Genomic DNA, 16,933 nt, shown 5'->3' with positions numbered 1-16,933 from the left:
TCACTCCTCAACTTATACACACCCACGCTTTACTTCCCCACCTATCTCCGCCACTTTGCTCCTTCATCGCATTGTGGAGCCTGGCATGTTAATCCATCCAACCGATACTCTGACTTTTTCCGGCAATCCGCGTCAGGCTGAGCTGCGTCAGCGCCTGCTGCAGCCGGATGCGCCGAAAGTGATTGCCGCTGCGTTAGCGAAGCAGCTGGACCGTGAAACCTTCACCCATCGCCACGCTGCCGGGCAACTCTTCTGTTTGAAGCAGGGATTGATGACGGTAAAAACGCCGTCGGGTATTTTCGCCAATCCGCCGCGACTGGTTGGCTGGATTCCGCCCTACTTTGAACATGCAATCATCGGGCCGGGCCCGGTGCTTGGCTGGACGGTATTGGTGGACGATGCGCTGGCCGCGCCATTGCCGGATCATCCCGTCCTGCTTTCCTGCCCGTCGGTGCTGGAGCCGCTGGCGGAAAGACTGGCAATCTTGTCGCCCGATCACTGGGGCAGCGCGCGCTACCATCGCCTGTGCGAGGTGTTCCTGGATGAGTTATATGAATCGACCGAACATCCGCTGACGTTACCGCTGCCGGCGGAACCGCGCTTGCTGCAGATTGCACGCCTGTTAATGGACGACCCCGCCGATACGCGTACCGGGCCCGAACTGGCGCGCTGGGCGGGACTCAGCCCGCGCAGCCTGAGCCGTCATTGGGCCAGCGCGGTCGGCATGAGCTTGACGCGCTATCGCCAGGTTTCACGTTTACTCAAATCACTGGAAGGATTGGCGGCGGGCAAAAGTGTGCAGCAAGTGGCGTGGCAGGTCGGATTCGACAGCGTTAGCAGCTATATCAGCGCTTTTCGCAGCGCGTTTGGCTCAACACCCGGCAAATACTTTACGCCGCCAGTCGACTCTGCGGATGCAAAAACAGCAAACTAGCGGGCCCGTCAATGTCCGGCAAACTGTGCTGATATTTGCGACGGAACGCGCCTGGCGGCAGGTCGAACATGCGGCGGAAGGTGCGGCAGTAAGTTTGCTGCGAGTCGAAGCCATATTTGATGGCGATATCCATCAGCGGCATATTGCTGTTCAACAGCGCAATCACCGAAGCCGTTAACTTGCGCTCGCGAATGTAGGTGCCCAGCGCGACGCCGGTGTAACTGCGAAACAGCCGCTGCAGGTGCCACTGCGAATAGCCGGCGCGGCGCGCCACGGTTTCCAGAATGAGTTTCTGCTCAATGTTGTCCTCAATCCAGAGCATCAGTTGCTGCATAAAGGCGGCGTGCATATCCATCTTTCCTCCTGATGTCGAAATGAATACCGTGATACCGATAAATCGTCGCACATCCCGTAGCGGCGCGATTTATCGCGCAATAAATTGCGCCGCTACGATCAGTGCGCTCTGAAATTTCGGTGTCAGCGATTAACTGATAAGCATTATAAGAAGACGCTCACTGGCTATGTGATGGTCAAAAGCCAATAAATAACGATAACTCGCCAATTTATGGCTGTTCCTACAGCTAGGACTCTTCGGCATCTTGTAGCCAAATGCATCATGTAATATTGTTAGTTACATGAAATGATACTTTGAGATGAAAAGGAGAATGTATGAGCAGCTTAATAATATCGAACCTGTCAATATGTCTGGCGATCGCACTGGCATCGGCCAGTATTTCCATGACAATTACCCAAACTGAGCTATTCGCGGGATTACGCGCATGGACCGCTAAAAAGAACGCATTATTGGGTCACTTGTTTCATTGCTTCTATTGCATGAGCCACTGGGTGGTATTTTTCGGCATGGTGGTTTATCACCCTGATTTATTACATAGCGGAATGGCAATTGCTGACTGGCTGATGACAGCATTTATCACCCTCACGCTAACAACCTTTATTAATGGTTTGATGTTTAAGGTTTTCCAGGCGGCCATTACTACGCACGTCATGAAGCATGAAGCACAAATCACCTTACAAAAACAGGATTAACCGATGTGATGAATAACCGGGAAAAATCGGTTATTCACTGCATTTAGGGAAGGTATTGGACGGGAGGCCAAGTTTAGCCATTTTACTCAGATAATCGTCGCTAATATCGGCAACAGTAATTTGGCTAAAGCGCTTCAACAACAGCGCTTCCGCTTCGCTAAGGGTTTGATCGAGTTGCGCATCAACGGCATGCTCAACCAGACAAGGCGAGGGCTCCGCAGCCGGACCAATGCTAAACAGTGCTGGTGCGCCGATTGCCTGATAAACATCCAGCAGGGATATTTCCGTTAACGCCACACGCAGCTCCCATCCACCACCGTGCCCTTTTTCTGACACCACATACCCTTTATCACGCAGGCCGGACATCATCCTGCGCACCACCACCGCATTAGTGCCCAACATTTTAGCCATCGTTTCTGAAGTGGCGCGTTTAACGTGCCGATCCAGATGTATCAGTGCGTGCAACGAGCGGGACAAGCGATTATCGCGCGGCATAAATCATTCCTCTAAAATTCACCACACTCTAACAAAGGAGTGAAGTGGCAACAATTTATCGCGCTATCATCGAGTCAAAAGCTTAATCATCAGCGTTTACGGATATGACACGAAAATATCAAGGAGAACACCATGAAAGGAATTTACCCCGCTCAGAGGAGCGATTTCGAGGCGATAACCACGTTATGGGAAGCCTCGGTGCGGGCGACGCATCATTTCCTGCAAGATGCGGATATCCGCGCTCTGCGCCCGTTGGTGCGCGAGCAATATTTGCCGATGGTTGAGCTGCGTGTTTATCGCGATGAACAACAGAACATCGTCGGTTTTCTCGGCGTGGCGGATAATCGGCTGGAGATGCTGTTTGTCGCGCCGCAAGTGTTTGGTCTCGGCATAGGCAAACAGCTACTGCGCTTCGCCATCGAACAAATGAATGTCACCGAACTGGATGTGAACGAGCAGAATCCGCAGGCGCTAGGTTTCTATCAGCATCAGGGATTTGTTATCACCGGCCGCTCGCCGCTGGATGGTCAGGGAAATCCTTTTCCGCTGCTTCATCTGCGCTATGCGCCGTGATTTAAATGGTCGCGCCCATTGAAAGGCGATAATGCAGGTCGACCTGCTCGATGGTGGGCTGCTGGTTGACCTTTTTCAGGATGATCTCCGTCGCCACTTTTCCCATCTCAAAGCGCGGCGTGATCACGCTAGCTAAGCGTGGCGTGGTTGCCTGACCAATTTCCAGCCCGTGAAAACCGGCAATCGCCATCGCTTGTGGCACGGCAATGCGCGCCGCCTGACACTCCTGCAGTACGCCAACCGCCAGATCGTCATTGGTACAAAGAATCGCATCCATCTCCGGATAGAGCTGGCGCGCCAGCGTCATCATGCCGGTGCCAATCGATACCGAAGAGACCTTGTTCGGCACAATCCGGCCCGCAGGCAACCCGGCCGCTTCAACCGCATCGCGATAACCGGCGTAGCGTTGCTCATCACGGCGATCGGACATCGAACCAAAATAGATAACGCGCTGTTTGCCGCTGGCCAGCAGCATCGCCGTCATGTCGTAGCCGGCGCGATAGTTGTCGAAACCCACATTGATGCGTCCACGCGCCTCGGTCAGCCCCATCACTTCCGCCACCGGAATGTTGGCGGCGTTTAGGTATTTTTCTGCGCGCACAGTGTGCACAGATTCGGTCAGGATCAGCCCTTTGATGTTAAAGGCCAGCACCGTGGCGATCTGCTCCTCTTCACGCTGGGCGTTGTAGTCGTAATTGACCACCAGCGTTTGATAACCGTGCGCGCTGGTCACCGATTCAATACCCGCCAGCAAGTCGGCAAAGATTTGATTATTAAAAGAAGGAATTAACACGCCGATGCGCGGTGGGTTCTGTTTGGTCGCTGAGACATTTTCGCTATCCGCGACGTAGCCAATTTCGGCAATCACGCTGGCGATTTTCTCCGCCGTTTCCGTTTTGACCTTTTCCGGCGTGCGCAGATAGCGACTTACCGTCATTTTGGTGACGCCCGCCAGGGTAGCAATATCGTCCAGAGTGATGCGCTGCGTTTTCATTACGGCGTCCGCAAAGAGGGGCTGATAATCAACGTATTATGCCCGTTGCCTGTTAAAAAATGAAACGCACCCGTGCGCTCCGTCGGGTGAAATAAACCCGGCAAACCCACGTATTCAACAGAATGAAAATTCCAATAAAAAGCAAATTGTGCAATGCCCTTACTGAGTGAGTTGATGAAAAACCTATCATTTCATTGGGCTATAAGCATACTCCTGACGACTTATTCGGCAATTTTCGCCACCCCCTTCACACTTTTCGGAAAAAATGATCCAAATACCATCATTTAGAACATATATTCCAACACGAAGACCTCGCGTGAATAAAAGTTGAACATCGAAACCTACACCACCCTCTTTCTGGACAAGTAACGTTCAGGCCGTAGAGACAAGGGGCTATAACAATGGATACCAGGCAAAAACGCTACAACATGAAGTATGTCATTCTCTGCTGTACTGTCGCGGCATTCGGCGGTCTGCTGATGGGATATGACTCTTCCATTATCTCCGGTGCAATCGAACCCTTAAGTGAATATTTCCAGTTAACGCCCGCTGAAACCGGCTGGGCCGTTTCCAATATCCTGCTCGGCAGTTTGATCGGCTGCTTTATGGCACCGCGCCTCAGTGACAAGCTGGGACGTAAAAAATCCCTCGCCATCACCGCCCTGCTGTTTACCGTTTCGGTAATCGGCACGGCGCTGGCGCATAACTTCACCGTGTTCGTCATCTTCCGCATGATTGGCGGATTAGCGATTGGCCTGGCGTCGGTAATTTCGCCTATCTATCTGGCCGAGCTGTCGCCTTCGAAGTTTCGTGGCCGTACCACCGCGCTCTATGCGGTGTGCTGCGTCGGCGGACAATCGGTAGTGTTGCTGACCAACTACTTCATCACCAAATCCACCTTGCCGGATGTGATGATCAACATGGGCTGGCGCTACATCCTCGCCACCGCGCTGGTGCCGTGCGCGCTGTTTATTTTGTTCATCGCCTTTATCCCGGAATCACCGCGCTGGAACGTGCTGAAAGGCAAGTACGATGAAGCGCTGGATACGCTGACCAAAATCTCTAACCGCGAACATGCCGAGAGCGTGTTCAACGAAATCAAACATTCGTTTTCTGATAAAACCGCGCAGCAGCACAAATCGCGTCTGCGTCTGGATAAAACCACCATTCCATTGCTGATTGTCGGCATCGGTTTGGCGGTGGGTAACCAGATCAGCGGTATCAACGTCATTCAGTACTTTGGGCCAACCTTGCTGAAAAACGTCGCGGGCAGCACTGACTCAGCGCTGCTGCAAACCTTCTGGCTGTCGATTTGTCAGTTTATTGGCGTGCTGGCGGGGATGATGCTGATCGATAAAGTCGGTCGTCGTAAGCTGCTGCTGCTGGGCGCAATCACCTCTTGCGTGTGCCTGACCTACTCCTTCATCGCCTTCTATTACCACTTGCCGGGTATGCTGGCGGTTATTGGCCTGTTCGCTTACATGATTTTCTTCGGTATGACGTGGGGGCAGATCGTCTGGACGGTACTGGGCGAAGTGTTCCCAACCGAGATTCGTTCGATTTGCGTGGGGATTTCCATCTGCGCGATGTCGATGGCTAACTTTGTTATCAGCAGCACCTTCCCGATCATGAACAGCAGCCCGATGCTGCTGGATATGTTCCACGGTGGCTTCCCGCTGTTGCTGTTCGCAATCTTCTCGCTGGGTATGTACTTCTTCACCTTCCGCTATCTGCCAGAAACGGCCGGCGTGTCGCTTGAGAAGATTCATGCGCTGGTGCTGCGTAAATTTAACGTCGAAGCAGAGTTGCCGGAGACGACGTCCACCGTGAAGGCGAGCGAATCATTTGATATTCCACGGCATTAATCGGTAAGGATAGGGATCTGCAGGGCGCCCTTTATGGCGCCCTTGTTAACTCAGGCGTTCGTACTGCTCAATCACCGCCAGCGCTAAGCCGTTGGCCGGATCGATACGCAGCGGCAGGAAATGCAGCGCGGTATGGGCGAAGGTAAAGGCCAGCGCACCGGCCTGCGCCGCCTGCTGCACCGCCTGCACAAACGCTGGCTGCGCATTCCACGGCCCATCAATAATGATGCTGGCCGGATTCACCAGCTGCATCACCTGACTCAACGCGTTGCCCAAGTGGGTGCCCGCCTGCGTCATCACCTCTTTCAGGATTTCCGGTTCGCTCTCGCCATTCTGCCAGCGCAGGCCCGGTTTGCGTTTTGCCAGCTGCTGCTGAATGGCCGGTTTGCTCACCAGCGTTTCCAGACAACCTAAGCGACCGCAGCTACAGCGTTCGCCGTTGGGTTGCACGATAAGATGGCCGATCTCGCCCGCCGTCCAGCTGCTGCCGGTAAACACTTCGCCGTGTTCCACCAGCGCGCCGCCTAATCCTTCAGAAATTCGCAGATAGAAATGGCTTTGCGACTTATTCAGTTCGAGTTGCTGCACCGAAAGCAGCGCCGCCGCTTTGACGTTATTCATGATGCGCAGCGGCAGCGGCATCTCGTGGCTGAGGATGGTCATCACATCCACATCCTGCCAGCCCAGATGCGCGGAAAAATGCACCCAGCCGCGATGCGGATCGATGATGCCAGGGAAACCAATCGCCACGCCGAGCAGCTCGGGATGCGCCGCGTGCAAGGTCTGGCACACTTCCACCAGCTCATGCAGCAACTGCTCAGGATCGCTGGTTTCGGTGCGCCAGGTTTGCTCGGCAATCACCTGCGAGAAATAGTCGCATACGCGCCAGTGAATCGCCTGGCGCTCCACCATGATGCCCGCGCTTTTCAGCTTTTCGGCGCGCAGCGAGATTTCGATTTTCGGCCGGCCCGCTGACGCCACGCTAACCGGGCCGAGCTCATTGATCAGCCCGGCTTCCAGCAAATCATCGACAATCAGTGAAACGGTGTTTTTGCTCAGCTCGAGCGCTAAAGCCAGATCCTGGCGGGAGGTGATGCGGGTGGTGCGCAGTTGCATCATCACCCGCTTCAGGTTGTTCAGGCGAAGTAGTGCTGGACCTTTACCGGCTGCTTTCATAGCACTCCTCAATACTCATCACCGCGCACACGGCTGCGATAACTTTCCCAGTCAAAGCGCACCCACAAGCTGTTGCCGAGGCGCATACGGTCCATCACGCGTTCACCCAGCAGCGAATTCATGCCGGCGGGATCGAGGTTCGATAACATGCCCGTTGGGCGTTTCGACGATGAGCGGCGATCAACAATCTGATTGATGATCACTTTTTCATAGCGCGATTCACTCTGCATGCCGATCTCATCGATCACCAGCAGATCCACATGGCTGAGATCGTGCAGCAGGCGCTCTTCAGTTAAATCGCTGCCGCCGCTGAAAGTGCCTTTCATGCTCGACATCAAGTCGGCCACGGTCACAATCAGCACGCTTTTACCGCGAATAATCAGATCGTTACCAATCGCCGCGGCAAGGTGGTTTTTACCGGTGCCGGGACGACCGGAAAAAACAAAACTGGAGATGCTGTTTTCAAATCCGGCGGCGTATTCGCGCGCCATGGCCAGCGCTTTGCGCTGCCCATCATTTTCCACGCGATAGTTGTCGAACGAGCAGTTCATGTGCAGCTCGCGGATGCCCGAGCGCCCCATGATGCGCTGCATTTTCATCGCGCGGTTTTCTCGCACAATCGCTTCCGAGCGCAAGCGGCCCTGTTCCTGGTTCCAGGCCAGCAGCTCCGCGCCGCTTTTGAATTTCGGCTGCACTTCGGACGGCATCATCTTTTTCAGGCGACTAAAAAGATCGTTCGGCGTTTTCATTACTCACCTCGGAATCCATCGGGAATATCGTAATCAGTATTGCTGATTTGCGTGAGATCGCGCTTTGGCTGTCCGCCATTGGCGGCGCGATTCATCTGCACGCTGCGCGCTAGCTTCTGCTGCCACTGCACATGATGGAACAAACGGCCTTCCGCCTGCCAGTACGCCACAAACGTGGCCAGCTCGGCGGCGGTAACCGGTTCACTCAACGCCACGCCCCAGATGGCGGCCTGACGCTGAAAATCGCTATCGGGCTGCCAGCCTTCATACATTGCGAACTTGCCCACCGGCGTGGCGATGGGCGCGCTTTCGGTCTGAAACAGACTCTCATCCAGCGTGACATCATTGGGCTGCTGCGCGGCGGCTTCTAGCGCCAGCAGCTGCGCCAGACGCTGCGGCGTGAGCGCATAAAACGCCGGCGTATTGTTATGCAGCACCGCCAGCGTGCCGTTATCGGCCTGCTGCAGCACGGCGAGCGGGTCATGGCAGAAGCCATCCAGCCCCACCAACGTTGAAGATAAGATTTTGACTGACATGAAGAAACCTGACGTTAACCAGCATGGTGCGCCGGGCGGCAAATTCAGCCCGGCGTTATGCGGTAAGTGTACCTGTTTTAGGACAAGTGATCGTCAAAAAGGTCGCAGCGATTAGCGTGGCATCGTCAGCGGTTCGGCGCGATCCACATGGCGTGACGCGTGCGGCACCCGAGCCGCGACAGGCTGCGGCCGGGTTTGCCAAAGATAGCGAGCCGATGCGATCAGGCACAGGCTGTAGCCAAACATCTCGCTGCCCTCTTCCGCCATGTTTTTTACCACGCGGTTATAGCCATCGAGCATCAGATGTTCCCACAGCTGATGCATGCCAAACAGGCGCGAAAACACCAAAATAGCCAGTAAACCTGCGGCCATCATCTGCCAGCTGCGATGCTGAACCAGCGACGCCAGGCCGGGCAGGATCTGGCGCGGCTGGCGGAAGGCCATCGCCAGACAGGCCGCCGTCGTCGCCAGCGCAAACCACAGCCAGGCGCCGTGCCTGATGAAATCGAACAGGAAGTCCATCTCACGAATCAGCATGCAGCTGTAAAAACCGCCGACCAGGATCAGCACGCTGCGTTGTGATGGCCGCTGCCAGGCCGAGAGGAAATAGAAGGTGGCGATGAGCAAGAGCATCAGCTCCTGGGTGATTTCGGTGAAGGAGGTTTCGTGCAGGGCATCGTTCATCCAGTTGACGTCGATGTAGACCATCGCCATACATAAAACGAGCACCAATCCACTGATGAGAAAGGCCGTAACTTCACGGCTGATAAGAATAATATTGTTGCGCATATTGTGACCAAAGTAATGATTAGCGCGCTTAGTATATGGACCTCAGGTTTTGTCACTTCTCTTTTTATGCCGATTAGAAGCTGGCGCTAACGCCCAGGCTATAAATAAACTGCTCGCCGCTGGTCACTGCGCCGGTTTGCGCAAAAGAAGCAAAGGCCGCCATATTTTGCCCCAGCGGCATATTTGCGCCGACGCTGACATCCACCCAATTGCTTTCCCGTCCGTTGATATCCTCGGCTCGTTCGCGGGTGGGCGATGGCAACTCTTCATTTACCAGATGGCTGTAACTCACCTGCGCCCACGGCGATATCCCACTAAGGCTGGAATCCACGCGCCAGCCAACGGAGGCAATGTGCTCGGCGTTGTTGCTATCCACTCCTGCGCACTTCGGACAGCTCAAAGTCGAATCATCTACCGCAAACTGCGCCACCGGCCCGGTGCTCACCGCTTTACTCATCGGCATCGACCAGCCGGCAGAGTAGCGATTAACAAAAGGCGTAGCGCCGACGCTGGCGGTTTCACTGTGTATCACCAGCGCGTAGTCATTCGGCGAGTTAAGCGCGGCGTCAAACAGGTTGGCATTGGGGTTTTCTGTCAACATCAGGTGATTACTGGAAATTTTTTCAGCAAGTATGGCGTTGTAATCGGGTGCGCTATTCTGGCTCGATTGATCAAAGGCATAGGTATTCCCGGCCAGAAAAAATAGCCATACACTGCCAAAAGCCAGCGCGATTATATGCTGGCCTGTCCGCTGACTTTTCTGCAACATGAAGGACTCCTGACGAGCCGGGAAGAGATGGGCGTTTAGGTTTTATAAGATCTATATCGGCGCCCCTTGTATAACTATTAATCGCTTTTGCCATTCGTCAAGGGAACTATCGCTATTTCATAGGCTAAGGGAGTGATGCAATGCAACGTTGTGGCTGGGTAACTGAGGATCCGCTGTATTTGGCGTACCACGATAAAGAGTGGGGCGTGCCGCAAACCAATAAGCGAGTCTTATTTGAAATGGTCTGTCTTGAAGGCCAACAGGCAGGACTTTCATGGATTACGGTACTGAAAAAACGCGAAAACTACCGCCGCGCATTCCATGAATTTGATCCCGATGCCGTGGCGTTGATGGATGAAAGCGACATGGCACGGTTGATGCAAAATGCGGGACTGATTCGCCATCGCGGCAAGCTGGAAGCGATCATCAACAATGCGCGTGCCTTGCTGGCGCTGGAAGCTACCGGAGAGGAGTTTTCACGCTTTATCTGGTCTTTTGTCGACCATACGCCGATTTTGCACCGTTACGCGAATTACAAAGACGCGCCAACGACCTCCGAGCCCGCCATTGCGCTGTCGAAAGCACTTAAGAAGCGTGGTTTTAAATTCGTCGGGCCCACAACTTGCCACTCATTTTTACAGGCCTGCGGCTTAATTAACGATCATCAAACCAGCTGTTTCTGCCATCCTGATAATCTTTAAAGCAAAAGTTTACAAATTAAGACTGACCCTCACGCATTTCCCCATAATTGAACGGCATAATAGTGCCGTTTTGGGGCTTTTCCCCGTTTAAATCTGTGAGGGATTTTTCATGAATAAGCGTATTTTGGCGCTGACCTTGTTACTGAGCGGCAGCCTCGCGCTGTCGGGTTGTACCACCAATCCCTATACCGGCGAATCGCAGGCGGGCAAGTCGGGTATCGGCGCCGGTTTAGGCGCGGTGCTGGGTGCGGGCGTGGGCGTGCTGTCATCGTCGAAGAAAGATCGCGGTAAAGGTGCACTGATTGGTGCAGCATCCGGTGCCGCACTGGGCGGCGGCGCGGGTTATTACATGGATGTGCAGGAAGCGAAACTGCGCGACAAAATGCGCGGCACCGGCGTCAGCGTGACGCGTCAGGGCGACAACATCGTGCTCAACATGCCAAATAACGTCACCTTTGACTCCAACAGCAGCAACCTGAAACCGGCGGGCGCCAACACCCTGACCGGCGTGGCGATGGTGCTGAAAGAGTATCCAAAAACCGCCGTGAATGTGGTGGGCTACACCGACAGCACCGGCACGCGCGCGCTGAATATGCGCCTGTCACAGCAGCGCGCCGACAGCGTGGCCAGCGGTCTGATTCTGCAAGGTGTGGCACAAAATCGTCTGCGCACCCAGGGTTTAGGCCCGGATAATCCGGTTGCCAGCAACAGCACCGAAGACGGTAAAGCACAGAACCGTCGCGTTGAGATCACCCTCAGCCCACTGGGCTAAAAGTAAAGAGCCGATCTGCACGAACAGATCGGCTTTTGTCACATTTTTCCGCCTCTTTTGACGCCATCTTTGTTAGAAAAAGCTAAAAAATTCGTAACCGATAGAGCCGCCTTTTCCTTTATGCTAGCGTGATCAAAAATTGATCAGTGGGACGCTATCATGTCACTCAAAGCCATCGCCGCTACCCTTGGCCTCTCTGTTACTACCGTGAGCCGGGCGCTAAATGGCTATGACGATGTAGCGGCCGTCACGCGTAAACGCATTGAAGACGAAGCGAATGCGCGCGGCTATCGCCCCAACGACGCTGCCCGCCGCCTGAAAACCGGGCGCGCCAATGCGGTCGGTCTACTCTTTCCCATCAGCCACGCCTCGCTCAATGACAGCTATTACAGCCAAATGCTGCTGATGCTGGATCAACGCCTCGCCCAGCACGATATTGATTTGCTGTTGCTGCCTGACAAACCGCAAGGGCAACAGCGTAAGCTGATCCGCATGCTGCGCAGCGGCGCCATCGATGCGCTGATTTTAACCCACACCCTGCCGCAGGATGCGCGACTGCAACGCTTGCAGCAGAAGGGTTTCCGCTTCCTGACGCTCGGCCGCAGCGAGCTGCCGCTGCCATACGCATGGATTGATTACGATAATCACGCCGGTACCTTTCTGGCGGCAGAACACTGCCTGCAACAAGGGTGGCCGCGTCTGGCCTATCTCGGCAGTAACGAAACGGCAACGTACATCCTCGATCGCCGCCAGGGATTTATTGATGCGCTGATTCGGCATCAGGCGCCGGTCGATCAATCCCTGATGGCCGCACTACCCGCCACACGCCGCTCCGGCTATCAGCAAACCAATGCCTGGCTGGCGCAAGGCGACGCGCCGCAGGCGATCATCACCGATTGCAGCACGCTGGGTGAAGGTGCCGCGATTGCGCTGCAGCAGGCGGCCCGCCTGAAGGGCGCGCAGGCGATTCCGCTGTATGTGTATGATGGATTGCCGCCCGATTCGATTGTCGATCAGCCGGTGAACACCATTCTGCAATCATCGCAGCAGCACATTGGCGAGCGCATCGCCGAAATGGTGCTGCAACTGCTCGATGATGTGCCGCCAGGCGATCTGCAAACGCTCTGGCAGCCGGTGCTGCGACTCACTTCTGACGCGCAATGATTGCGCCTGGCGCGAGCTGTGTTAGTCTTCGCCTGTTTCTTTTCAGCAGGTGTAAGCAATGAAAACCAGGCCGCCACGAGCCACAATCAGTGACGTTGCCCGTACGGCAAAAACCGGTAAAACCAGCGTTTCCCGCTATCTGAATGGCGAAGTGAATCTGCTCTCGCCCGATCTCAAAGCCCGTATCGAACAGGCCATCGCCGAACTCAACTATCGTCCCAGCCAGATGGCGCGCGGACTGAAACGCGGCCGCACGCGTTTGATTGGCCTGATCATTGCCGACATCACCAATCCTTACTCGGTTGACGTGCTGAGCGGCATTGAAGCGGCGTGTCGTGCGCAGGGCTTTACCCTGCTGATGTGTAACACCAACAATGAAGTCGATCTCGAACAACATTACCTGCAACTGCTCAGCAGCTATCAGGTGGAAGGCATTGTGGTTAATGCCGTGGGCATGCATGAAGAAGTGCTCAATCGCCTGCAACAGTCGATGCTGCCGATGGTATTGATTGACCGGAAAATCCCTGATTTCGCCTGCGATATGGTGGGGCTCAACAACGTTGAAGCCTCCACGGTTGCGACCCAACATTTGCTGGATAACGGCTATCAAGCCCTGCTCTTCCTTAGTGAGCCGCTCGGCAGCGTTAATACGCGCCGTGAACGTCTGCGCGCCTTCTACGACACGGTAAAAAACGCGCCAGAGATTGCGGCAGAGAATGCCGAGGTAGCGCTGCATCAGCCCGACGCGCTGGAAAAACAGCTGCGGGAATTCCACCAGCGCCATCCCGACAAACGCTGTGCGGTGATCGCCGCCAACGGCGCGCTGACCTTGCAAGTGGCGCGCGCGCTGCAGCGCCTTGCGCTGCGCTGGGGCGAAGCGATTGGCCTGCTGGGCTTTGACGAACTGGAATGGGCGGCGCTGGCGGGCGTCGGCATCACCACCTTGAAACAGCCCACCTGGCAGATTGGTTACGCCGCGCTGGAGCAGGTTATCGCGCGCATTGAGGGCAGCGAGCAACCGGTCAGCGAACAGCTCTTCTCCGGCGAACTGATCGTACGCGGCTCCAGCCAGCCGCTGCGCTAAGCCGGCCTTTTATGGCTCACTTCGTGAGCATGATCATAATTTCACGGTCTGCGCCTTTCCTTTGGAACCGGTTCCATTTAGGTTTTTTATAACGAATGGGATGTGGTCATGCCCGGAGAAACGTGATGAAACCAGAAATTATTGTTGTAACTGCCGCATACGGCGCGCAGAAAGTAGCGGAGTTGGGTGGCCAGGCCGCGCTGTTGCCGCTTATCAAACAGGCTGGCGCAGATGGCGTCGAAATTCGTCGCGAGCTGTTCAACGAAAATGAACTCTGCCTGCTGCATGCGCTGGGCAATGCGATTTCCCAGCATCAGCTGAGCGCCAGCTATTCCGTGCCGGAAGCGTTGTGGCTGGATGATGGTGCGCTGAATCCGCGTCTGGCGCAGTTCCTGCAGGAAGCCGAACAAATCGGCGCTCAGCGCTTGAAAGTGGCGCTTGGCCATTTCGTTGAACTTGATGCGCGCGCGCTGCTCGATGTACTTAAAGCATCAACGGTGACGCTGGTGGTTGAGAACGATCAAACGCCAGACAGCAAACTGGCGCCGATGCTGCGCTTCTTCCATCAGGCTTGCGATGCCGCATTGCCGCTGGATATGACCTTCGATATGGGCAACTGGCAGTGGACCGGCGAAGACGGTTTGCAGGCCGCCGCGCAACTCAGTCGCTACGTTAGCTACATCCACGTTAAAGCGGCGGTGCCACACGGCGCTACTTTCCGCGCGATCGCGCTGGATCAGGCCGACGATAGCTGGCGCACGCTGCTGAACGCGCTGCCAACCGACGCACCGCGCGGCATCGAATTCCCGCTGGAAGGCGCGGATTTGCTGGCGGTCACGCGCCATTATGTTGATCTGCTGCGTGCAGCGTAAGGAGCCGATGATGACGCAAAAAACGCTGGATGTGGTGACGATTGGTGAAGCGATGGCGATGTTTATCGCCCAGCAAACCGGCGATCTCGCCGCAGCAGAAGGCTTCGTCAAACGCATTGCTGGGGCCGAACTCAACGTGGCGATTGGCCTGGCGCGCCTCGGTTTGCAGGTCGGTTGGGTGAGCCGCGTCGGCGACGACAGTTTTGGTCGCTTCACACTGCAACAGCTGGAAAAAGAGGGCGTCGATCACTGCTGCGTCACCACGGACGCGCGCTATCGCACCGGCTTCCAGCTCAAATCCCGCGTCGATGACGGCTCCGATCCGGAAGTCGAATATTTCCGCAAAGGCTCCGCCGCCAGCCATCTGTCGCCCGACGATTTCAACGACGACTACTTTGGCAGCGCGCGCCATCTGCATTTAAGCGGCGTGGCGGCGGCAATCTCTGACAGCTCGCTTGCCCTGGCGCAACACGCGGCAAAAGAGATGCGCGCGCGGGGCAAAACCATCTCCTTCGATCCCAATCTGCGTCCGGTGTTATGGCGCAGCGAAGAGGAGATGCGCAAGCAACTCAATCATCTGGCGGAATACGCTGATTGGGTGCTACCGGGCGAGAAAGAGGGTTTGATTCTCACCGGCTACCGCCAGCCGGAAGCCATCGCCGATTTCTACCTCGATAAAGGGGTGAAAGCGGTGGTGATCAAAACCGGTGGCGACGGCGCCTGGTACAAAACCGCCGACGGCCAGCAAGGCCAGGTCGCACCGATTCGCGTCGAGAATGTGGTCGATACCGTGGGTGCCGGCGACGGCTTTGCGGTTGGGCTGATCAGCGCTCTGCTGGAAGGAAAATCCCTGCCGCAGGCGATTCTGCGTGGCAACAAGATCGGTTCGCTGGCGATTCAGGTCGCTGGCGACAGCGAAGGCCTGCCGACGCGCGCGGCATTGGGCGATTACTGATAACAGCACAATCCCGTAGCGGCGCGATGCATCGCGCGCTTTTCGCAGCGGCTTCGCTGTCATAAATTGCGCCGCTACGGGTCCGTACGAAACCCAATAGCTGTACCCACTACAACAATATCGCGAGACGCATCCACTGAATGCGTCCACCTCAACCAGAGGAGTCACCCATGAAATCGCAGACAATCGCGCCAAAACGCTGGTGGTTTATCATGCCCATCGTGTTTATCACCTACAGTCTGGCGTATCTGGACCGGGCGAACTTTAGCTTCGCCTCTGCCGCAGGGATAAATGACGATCTCGGCATCACCAAAGGCATGTCATCGCTGCTGGGCGCCCTGTTCTTCCTCGGCTACTTCTTCTTCCAGATCCCCGGCGCGCTGTACGCCGAACGTCGCAGCGTGAAGAAGCTGATTTTCTGGTGCCTGATTTTATGGGGCGGCTGCGCCTCGCTGACCGGCGTGGTCAGCAACATTCCGATGCTGGCGGCGATCCGCTTTGTGCTCGGCGTGGTGGAAGCGGCGGTGATGCCGGCGATGCTGATCTATATCAGCAACTGGTTTACCAAATCCGAACGTTCGCGCGCCAATACCTTCCTGATCCTCGGTAATCCGGTGACGGTGCTGTGGATGTCGGTGGTTTCCGGCTATCTGATTGAGTCCTTTGGCTGGCGCGAGATGTTTATCATTGAAGGCATCCCGGCAGTGATCTGGGCGGTGGCCTGGTGGTTCCTGGTGCAGGACAAACCTGCCCAGGCCAAATGGATGAGCGAAAGCGAGAAAGCCGCGCTGCAGGCGCAGCTGCAAAAAGAGCAGGAAGGGATTAAAGCGGTACGTAACTACGGTGAAGCGTTCCGTAATCGCAACGTGATCCTGCTGTGCCTGCAATATTTTGCCTGGAGCATCGGCGTTTACGGTTTCGTGCTGTGGCTGCCGTCCATTCTGCGTAACGGTTCGCAGATGGGCATGGTGGAAGCCGGTTGGCTGTCTGCGGTGCCGTATCTGGTGGCGACCATTGCGATGATCGTGGTGTCGTGGGCGTCAGATAAAACCCAGAACCGTAAACTGTTTGTCTGGCCGCTGCTGCTGATTGGCGCGCTGGCGTTCCTCGGTTCGTATCTGGTGGGTTCCAGCAACTTCTGGCTGTCGTATACGCTGCTGGTAATTGCCGGTGGGGCGATGTATGCGCCTTATGGTCCGTTCTTCGCCATCATTCCGGAGATGTTGCCGCGCAACGTCGCCGGTGGTGCGATGGCATTAATCAACAGCATGGGCGCACTGGGTTCCTTCGTCGGATCGTGGATTGTAGGCTATCTTAATGGCGCGACCGGTTCGCCTGCCGCCTCCTACATTTTCATGGGTGCTGCGCTGCTGGCTTCGGTTTGGCTGACGTTGATCGTCAAACCAGCCCAGAACAAAACGCCGCCGCCCGTTCACGGGGCGAAGCACGCGTAATCGA

19 protein-coding genes are annotated in these 16,933 nt (G+C 55.7%); 11 read left to right on the top strand and 8 right to left on the bottom strand.

Annotated elements, in window-relative coordinates; genetic code table 11:
* Positions 1-85 precede the first annotated feature (85 nt).
* Positions 86-934 (top strand): AraC family transcriptional regulator, encoded by an 849-nt coding sequence (locus ACYAC5_RS00205; RefSeq protein WP_312462382.1) that lies wholly within the window; start codon positions 86-88, stop codon positions 932-934.
* Here ACYAC5_RS00205 and ACYAC5_RS00200 read toward each other — a convergent pair.
* On the bottom strand, positions 891-1,289 hold the full coding sequence (locus ACYAC5_RS00200) for a helix-turn-helix domain-containing protein (protein WP_101763864.1): 399 nt from the start codon (positions 1,287-1,289) through the stop codon (positions 891-893). The two genes, ACYAC5_RS00205 and ACYAC5_RS00200, sit on opposite strands and share 44 nt — an antisense overlap.
* Positions 1,290-1,603: 314 nt before the next feature.
* On the opposite strand from ACYAC5_RS00200, the gene ACYAC5_RS00195 reads away from it, so the two are divergent.
* Positions 1,604-1,981: a DUF1360 domain-containing protein gene (locus ACYAC5_RS00195; protein ID WP_192414310.1), complete on the top strand. Its 378-nt coding sequence runs from the start codon at positions 1,604-1,606 to the stop codon at positions 1,979-1,981.
* A gap of 30 nt (positions 1,982-2,011) precedes the next feature.
* Here the strand turns inward: ACYAC5_RS00195 and ACYAC5_RS00190 are convergent, their stop codons facing one another.
* Positions 2,012-2,476: an Rrf2 family transcriptional regulator gene (locus ACYAC5_RS00190; protein ID WP_101763865.1), complete on the bottom strand. Its 465-nt coding sequence runs from the start codon at positions 2,474-2,476 to the stop codon at positions 2,012-2,014.
* Positions 2,477-2,608: 132 nt separating this feature from the next.
* Between ACYAC5_RS00190 and ACYAC5_RS00185 the strand changes: the two genes are divergently transcribed.
* Positions 2,609-3,049 (top strand): acetyltransferase, encoded by a 441-nt coding sequence (locus ACYAC5_RS00185; protein ID WP_192414308.1) that lies wholly within the window; start codon positions 2,609-2,611, stop codon positions 3,047-3,049.
* Between the two features lies 1 nt (position 3,050).
* Here ACYAC5_RS00185 and ACYAC5_RS00180 read toward each other — a convergent pair whose 3' ends face one another.
* Positions 3,051-4,043 (bottom strand): LacI family DNA-binding transcriptional regulator, encoded by a 993-nt coding sequence (locus ACYAC5_RS00180; RefSeq protein WP_192414306.1) that lies wholly within the window; start codon positions 4,041-4,043, stop codon positions 3,051-3,053.
* A gap of 401 nt (positions 4,044-4,444) precedes the next feature.
* Here ACYAC5_RS00180 and ACYAC5_RS00175 point away from each other — a divergent pair, with 401 nt between their 5' ends.
* The gene (locus tag ACYAC5_RS00175) at positions 4,445-5,908 is read left to right on the top strand and encodes a sugar porter family MFS transporter (protein ID WP_101763868.1); all 1,464 of its coding nucleotides are present in this window, start codon (positions 4,445-4,447) and stop codon (positions 5,906-5,908) included.
* Positions 5,909-5,953: 45 nt separating this feature from the next.
* On the opposite strand, the gene ACYAC5_RS00170 is transcribed toward ACYAC5_RS00175, so the two are convergent.
* From ACYAC5_RS00170 to ACYAC5_RS00150, 5 genes are all read right to left on the bottom strand, one after another.
* Complete coding sequence (locus ACYAC5_RS00170; protein ID WP_101763869.1) at positions 5,954-7,084, bottom strand: ROK family protein; 1,131 nt, start codon at positions 7,082-7,084, stop codon at positions 5,954-5,956.
* An 8-nt stretch (positions 7,085-7,092) separates the two neighbouring features.
* A complete protein-coding gene (gene dnaC, locus ACYAC5_RS00165) occupies positions 7,093-7,833 on the bottom strand; it encodes a DNA replication protein DnaC (protein WP_110868257.1) in 741 nt (246 codons plus the stop codon).
* Positions 7,833-8,369, bottom strand: a complete 537-nt coding sequence (dnaT, locus tag ACYAC5_RS00160; RefSeq protein ID WP_101763871.1) for a primosomal protein DnaT — start codon at positions 8,367-8,369, stop codon at positions 7,833-7,835. The genes dnaC and dnaT overlap by 1 nt, the downstream gene beginning before the upstream one ends.
* A 111-nt stretch (positions 8,370-8,480) precedes the next feature.
* The gene (locus ACYAC5_RS00155; protein WP_462062178.1) at positions 8,481-9,158 is read right to left on the bottom strand and encodes a hypothetical protein; all 678 of its coding nucleotides are present in this window, start codon (positions 9,156-9,158) and stop codon (positions 8,481-8,483) included.
* 73 nt (positions 9,159-9,231) lie between these two features.
* Positions 9,232-9,927, bottom strand: a complete 696-nt coding sequence (locus ACYAC5_RS00150) for an autotransporter (RefSeq protein WP_462062177.1) — start codon at positions 9,925-9,927, stop codon at positions 9,232-9,234.
* A 140-nt stretch (positions 9,928-10,067) separates the two neighbouring features.
* Between ACYAC5_RS00150 and ACYAC5_RS00145 the strand changes: the two genes are divergently transcribed.
* The 7 genes from ACYAC5_RS00145 to ACYAC5_RS00115 all read left to right on the top strand — a co-directional run bounded on the left by ACYAC5_RS00145 (position 10,068) and on the right by ACYAC5_RS00115 (position 16,929).
* On the top strand, positions 10,068-10,628 hold the full coding sequence (locus tag ACYAC5_RS00145) for a DNA-3-methyladenine glycosylase I (RefSeq protein WP_462062175.1): 561 nt from the start codon (positions 10,068-10,070) through the stop codon (positions 10,626-10,628).
* Between the two features lie 109 nt (positions 10,629-10,737).
* The gene (locus tag ACYAC5_RS00140; RefSeq protein ID WP_101763875.1) at positions 10,738-11,400 is read left to right on the top strand and encodes an OmpA family lipoprotein; all 663 of its coding nucleotides are present in this window, start codon (positions 10,738-10,740) and stop codon (positions 11,398-11,400) included.
* 159 nt (positions 11,401-11,559) lie between these two features.
* Positions 11,560-12,564 (top strand): LacI family DNA-binding transcriptional regulator, encoded by a 1,005-nt coding sequence (locus ACYAC5_RS00135; protein ID WP_277974318.1) that lies wholly within the window; start codon positions 11,560-11,562, stop codon positions 12,562-12,564.
* 58 nt (positions 12,565-12,622) lie between these two features.
* Positions 12,623-13,648, top strand: a complete 1,026-nt coding sequence (locus tag ACYAC5_RS00130; RefSeq protein WP_137384837.1) for a LacI family DNA-binding transcriptional regulator — start codon at positions 12,623-12,625, stop codon at positions 13,646-13,648.
* 125 nt (positions 13,649-13,773) lie between these two features.
* Positions 13,774-14,520 carry a sugar phosphate isomerase/epimerase family protein gene (locus tag ACYAC5_RS00125; protein ID WP_192236812.1) on the top strand — a complete coding sequence of 249 codons (747 nt, stop codon included), beginning with the start codon at positions 13,774-13,776 and terminating at the stop codon, positions 14,518-14,520.
* Positions 14,521-14,530: 10 nt separating this feature from the next.
* Positions 14,531-15,475, top strand: a complete 945-nt coding sequence (locus tag ACYAC5_RS00120; RefSeq protein WP_462062999.1) for a sugar kinase — start codon at positions 14,531-14,533, stop codon at positions 15,473-15,475.
* Between the two features lie 170 nt (positions 15,476-15,645).
* On the top strand, positions 15,646-16,929 hold the full coding sequence (locus tag ACYAC5_RS00115; RefSeq protein WP_101763879.1) for an MFS transporter: 1,284 nt from the start codon (positions 15,646-15,648) through the stop codon (positions 16,927-16,929).
* Positions 16,930-16,933 lie beyond the last annotated feature (4 nt).

Source organism: Pantoea sp. y20, assembly GCF_054903455.1.
Note: the sequence above shows the minus strand (reverse complement) of the source record. Positions and strands in the feature narration are given on the sequence as shown.

Coding starts and splice junctions, on each gene's coding strand:
- ACYAC5_RS00205 (WP_312462382.1), top strand. CDS start 86: ATGTTAATCCATCCAACCGATACTCTGACTTTTTCCGGCAATCCGCGT.
- ACYAC5_RS00200 (WP_101763864.1), bottom strand. CDS start 1,289: ATGGATATGCACGCCGCCTTTATGCAGCAACTGATGCTCTGGATTGAG.
- ACYAC5_RS00195 (WP_192414310.1), top strand. CDS start 1,604: ATGAGCAGCTTAATAATATCGAACCTGTCAATATGTCTGGCGATCGCA.
- ACYAC5_RS00190 (WP_101763865.1), bottom strand. CDS start 2,476: ATGCCGCGCGATAATCGCTTGTCCCGCTCGTTGCACGCACTGATACAT.
- ACYAC5_RS00185 (WP_192414308.1), top strand. CDS start 2,609: ATGAAAGGAATTTACCCCGCTCAGAGGAGCGATTTCGAGGCGATAACC.
- ACYAC5_RS00180 (WP_192414306.1), bottom strand. CDS start 4,043: ATGAAAACGCAGCGCATCACTCTGGACGATATTGCTACCCTGGCGGGC.
- ACYAC5_RS00175 (WP_101763868.1), top strand. CDS start 4,445: ATGGATACCAGGCAAAAACGCTACAACATGAAGTATGTCATTCTCTGC.
- ACYAC5_RS00170 (WP_101763869.1), bottom strand. CDS start 7,084: ATGAAAGCAGCCGGTAAAGGTCCAGCACTACTTCGCCTGAACAACCTG.
- dnaC (WP_110868257.1), bottom strand. CDS start 7,833: ATGAAAACGCCGAACGATCTTTTTAGTCGCCTGAAAAAGATGATGCCG.
- dnaT (WP_101763871.1), bottom strand. CDS start 8,369: ATGTCAGTCAAAATCTTATCTTCAACGTTGGTGGGGCTGGATGGCTTC.
- ACYAC5_RS00155 (WP_462062178.1), bottom strand. CDS start 9,158: ATGCGCAACAATATTATTCTTATCAGCCGTGAAGTTACGGCCTTTCTC.
- ACYAC5_RS00150 (WP_462062177.1), bottom strand. CDS start 9,927: ATGTTGCAGAAAAGTCAGCGGACAGGCCAGCATATAATCGCGCTGGCT.
- ACYAC5_RS00145 (WP_462062175.1), top strand. CDS start 10,068: ATGCAACGTTGTGGCTGGGTAACTGAGGATCCGCTGTATTTGGCGTAC.
- ACYAC5_RS00140 (WP_101763875.1), top strand. CDS start 10,738: ATGAATAAGCGTATTTTGGCGCTGACCTTGTTACTGAGCGGCAGCCTC.
- ACYAC5_RS00135 (WP_277974318.1), top strand. CDS start 11,560: ATGTCACTCAAAGCCATCGCCGCTACCCTTGGCCTCTCTGTTACTACC.
- ACYAC5_RS00130 (WP_137384837.1), top strand. CDS start 12,623: ATGAAAACCAGGCCGCCACGAGCCACAATCAGTGACGTTGCCCGTACG.
- ACYAC5_RS00125 (WP_192236812.1), top strand. CDS start 13,774: ATGAAACCAGAAATTATTGTTGTAACTGCCGCATACGGCGCGCAGAAA.
- ACYAC5_RS00120 (WP_462062999.1), top strand. CDS start 14,531: ATGACGCAAAAAACGCTGGATGTGGTGACGATTGGTGAAGCGATGGCG.
- ACYAC5_RS00115 (WP_101763879.1), top strand. CDS start 15,646: ATGAAATCGCAGACAATCGCGCCAAAACGCTGGTGGTTTATCATGCCC.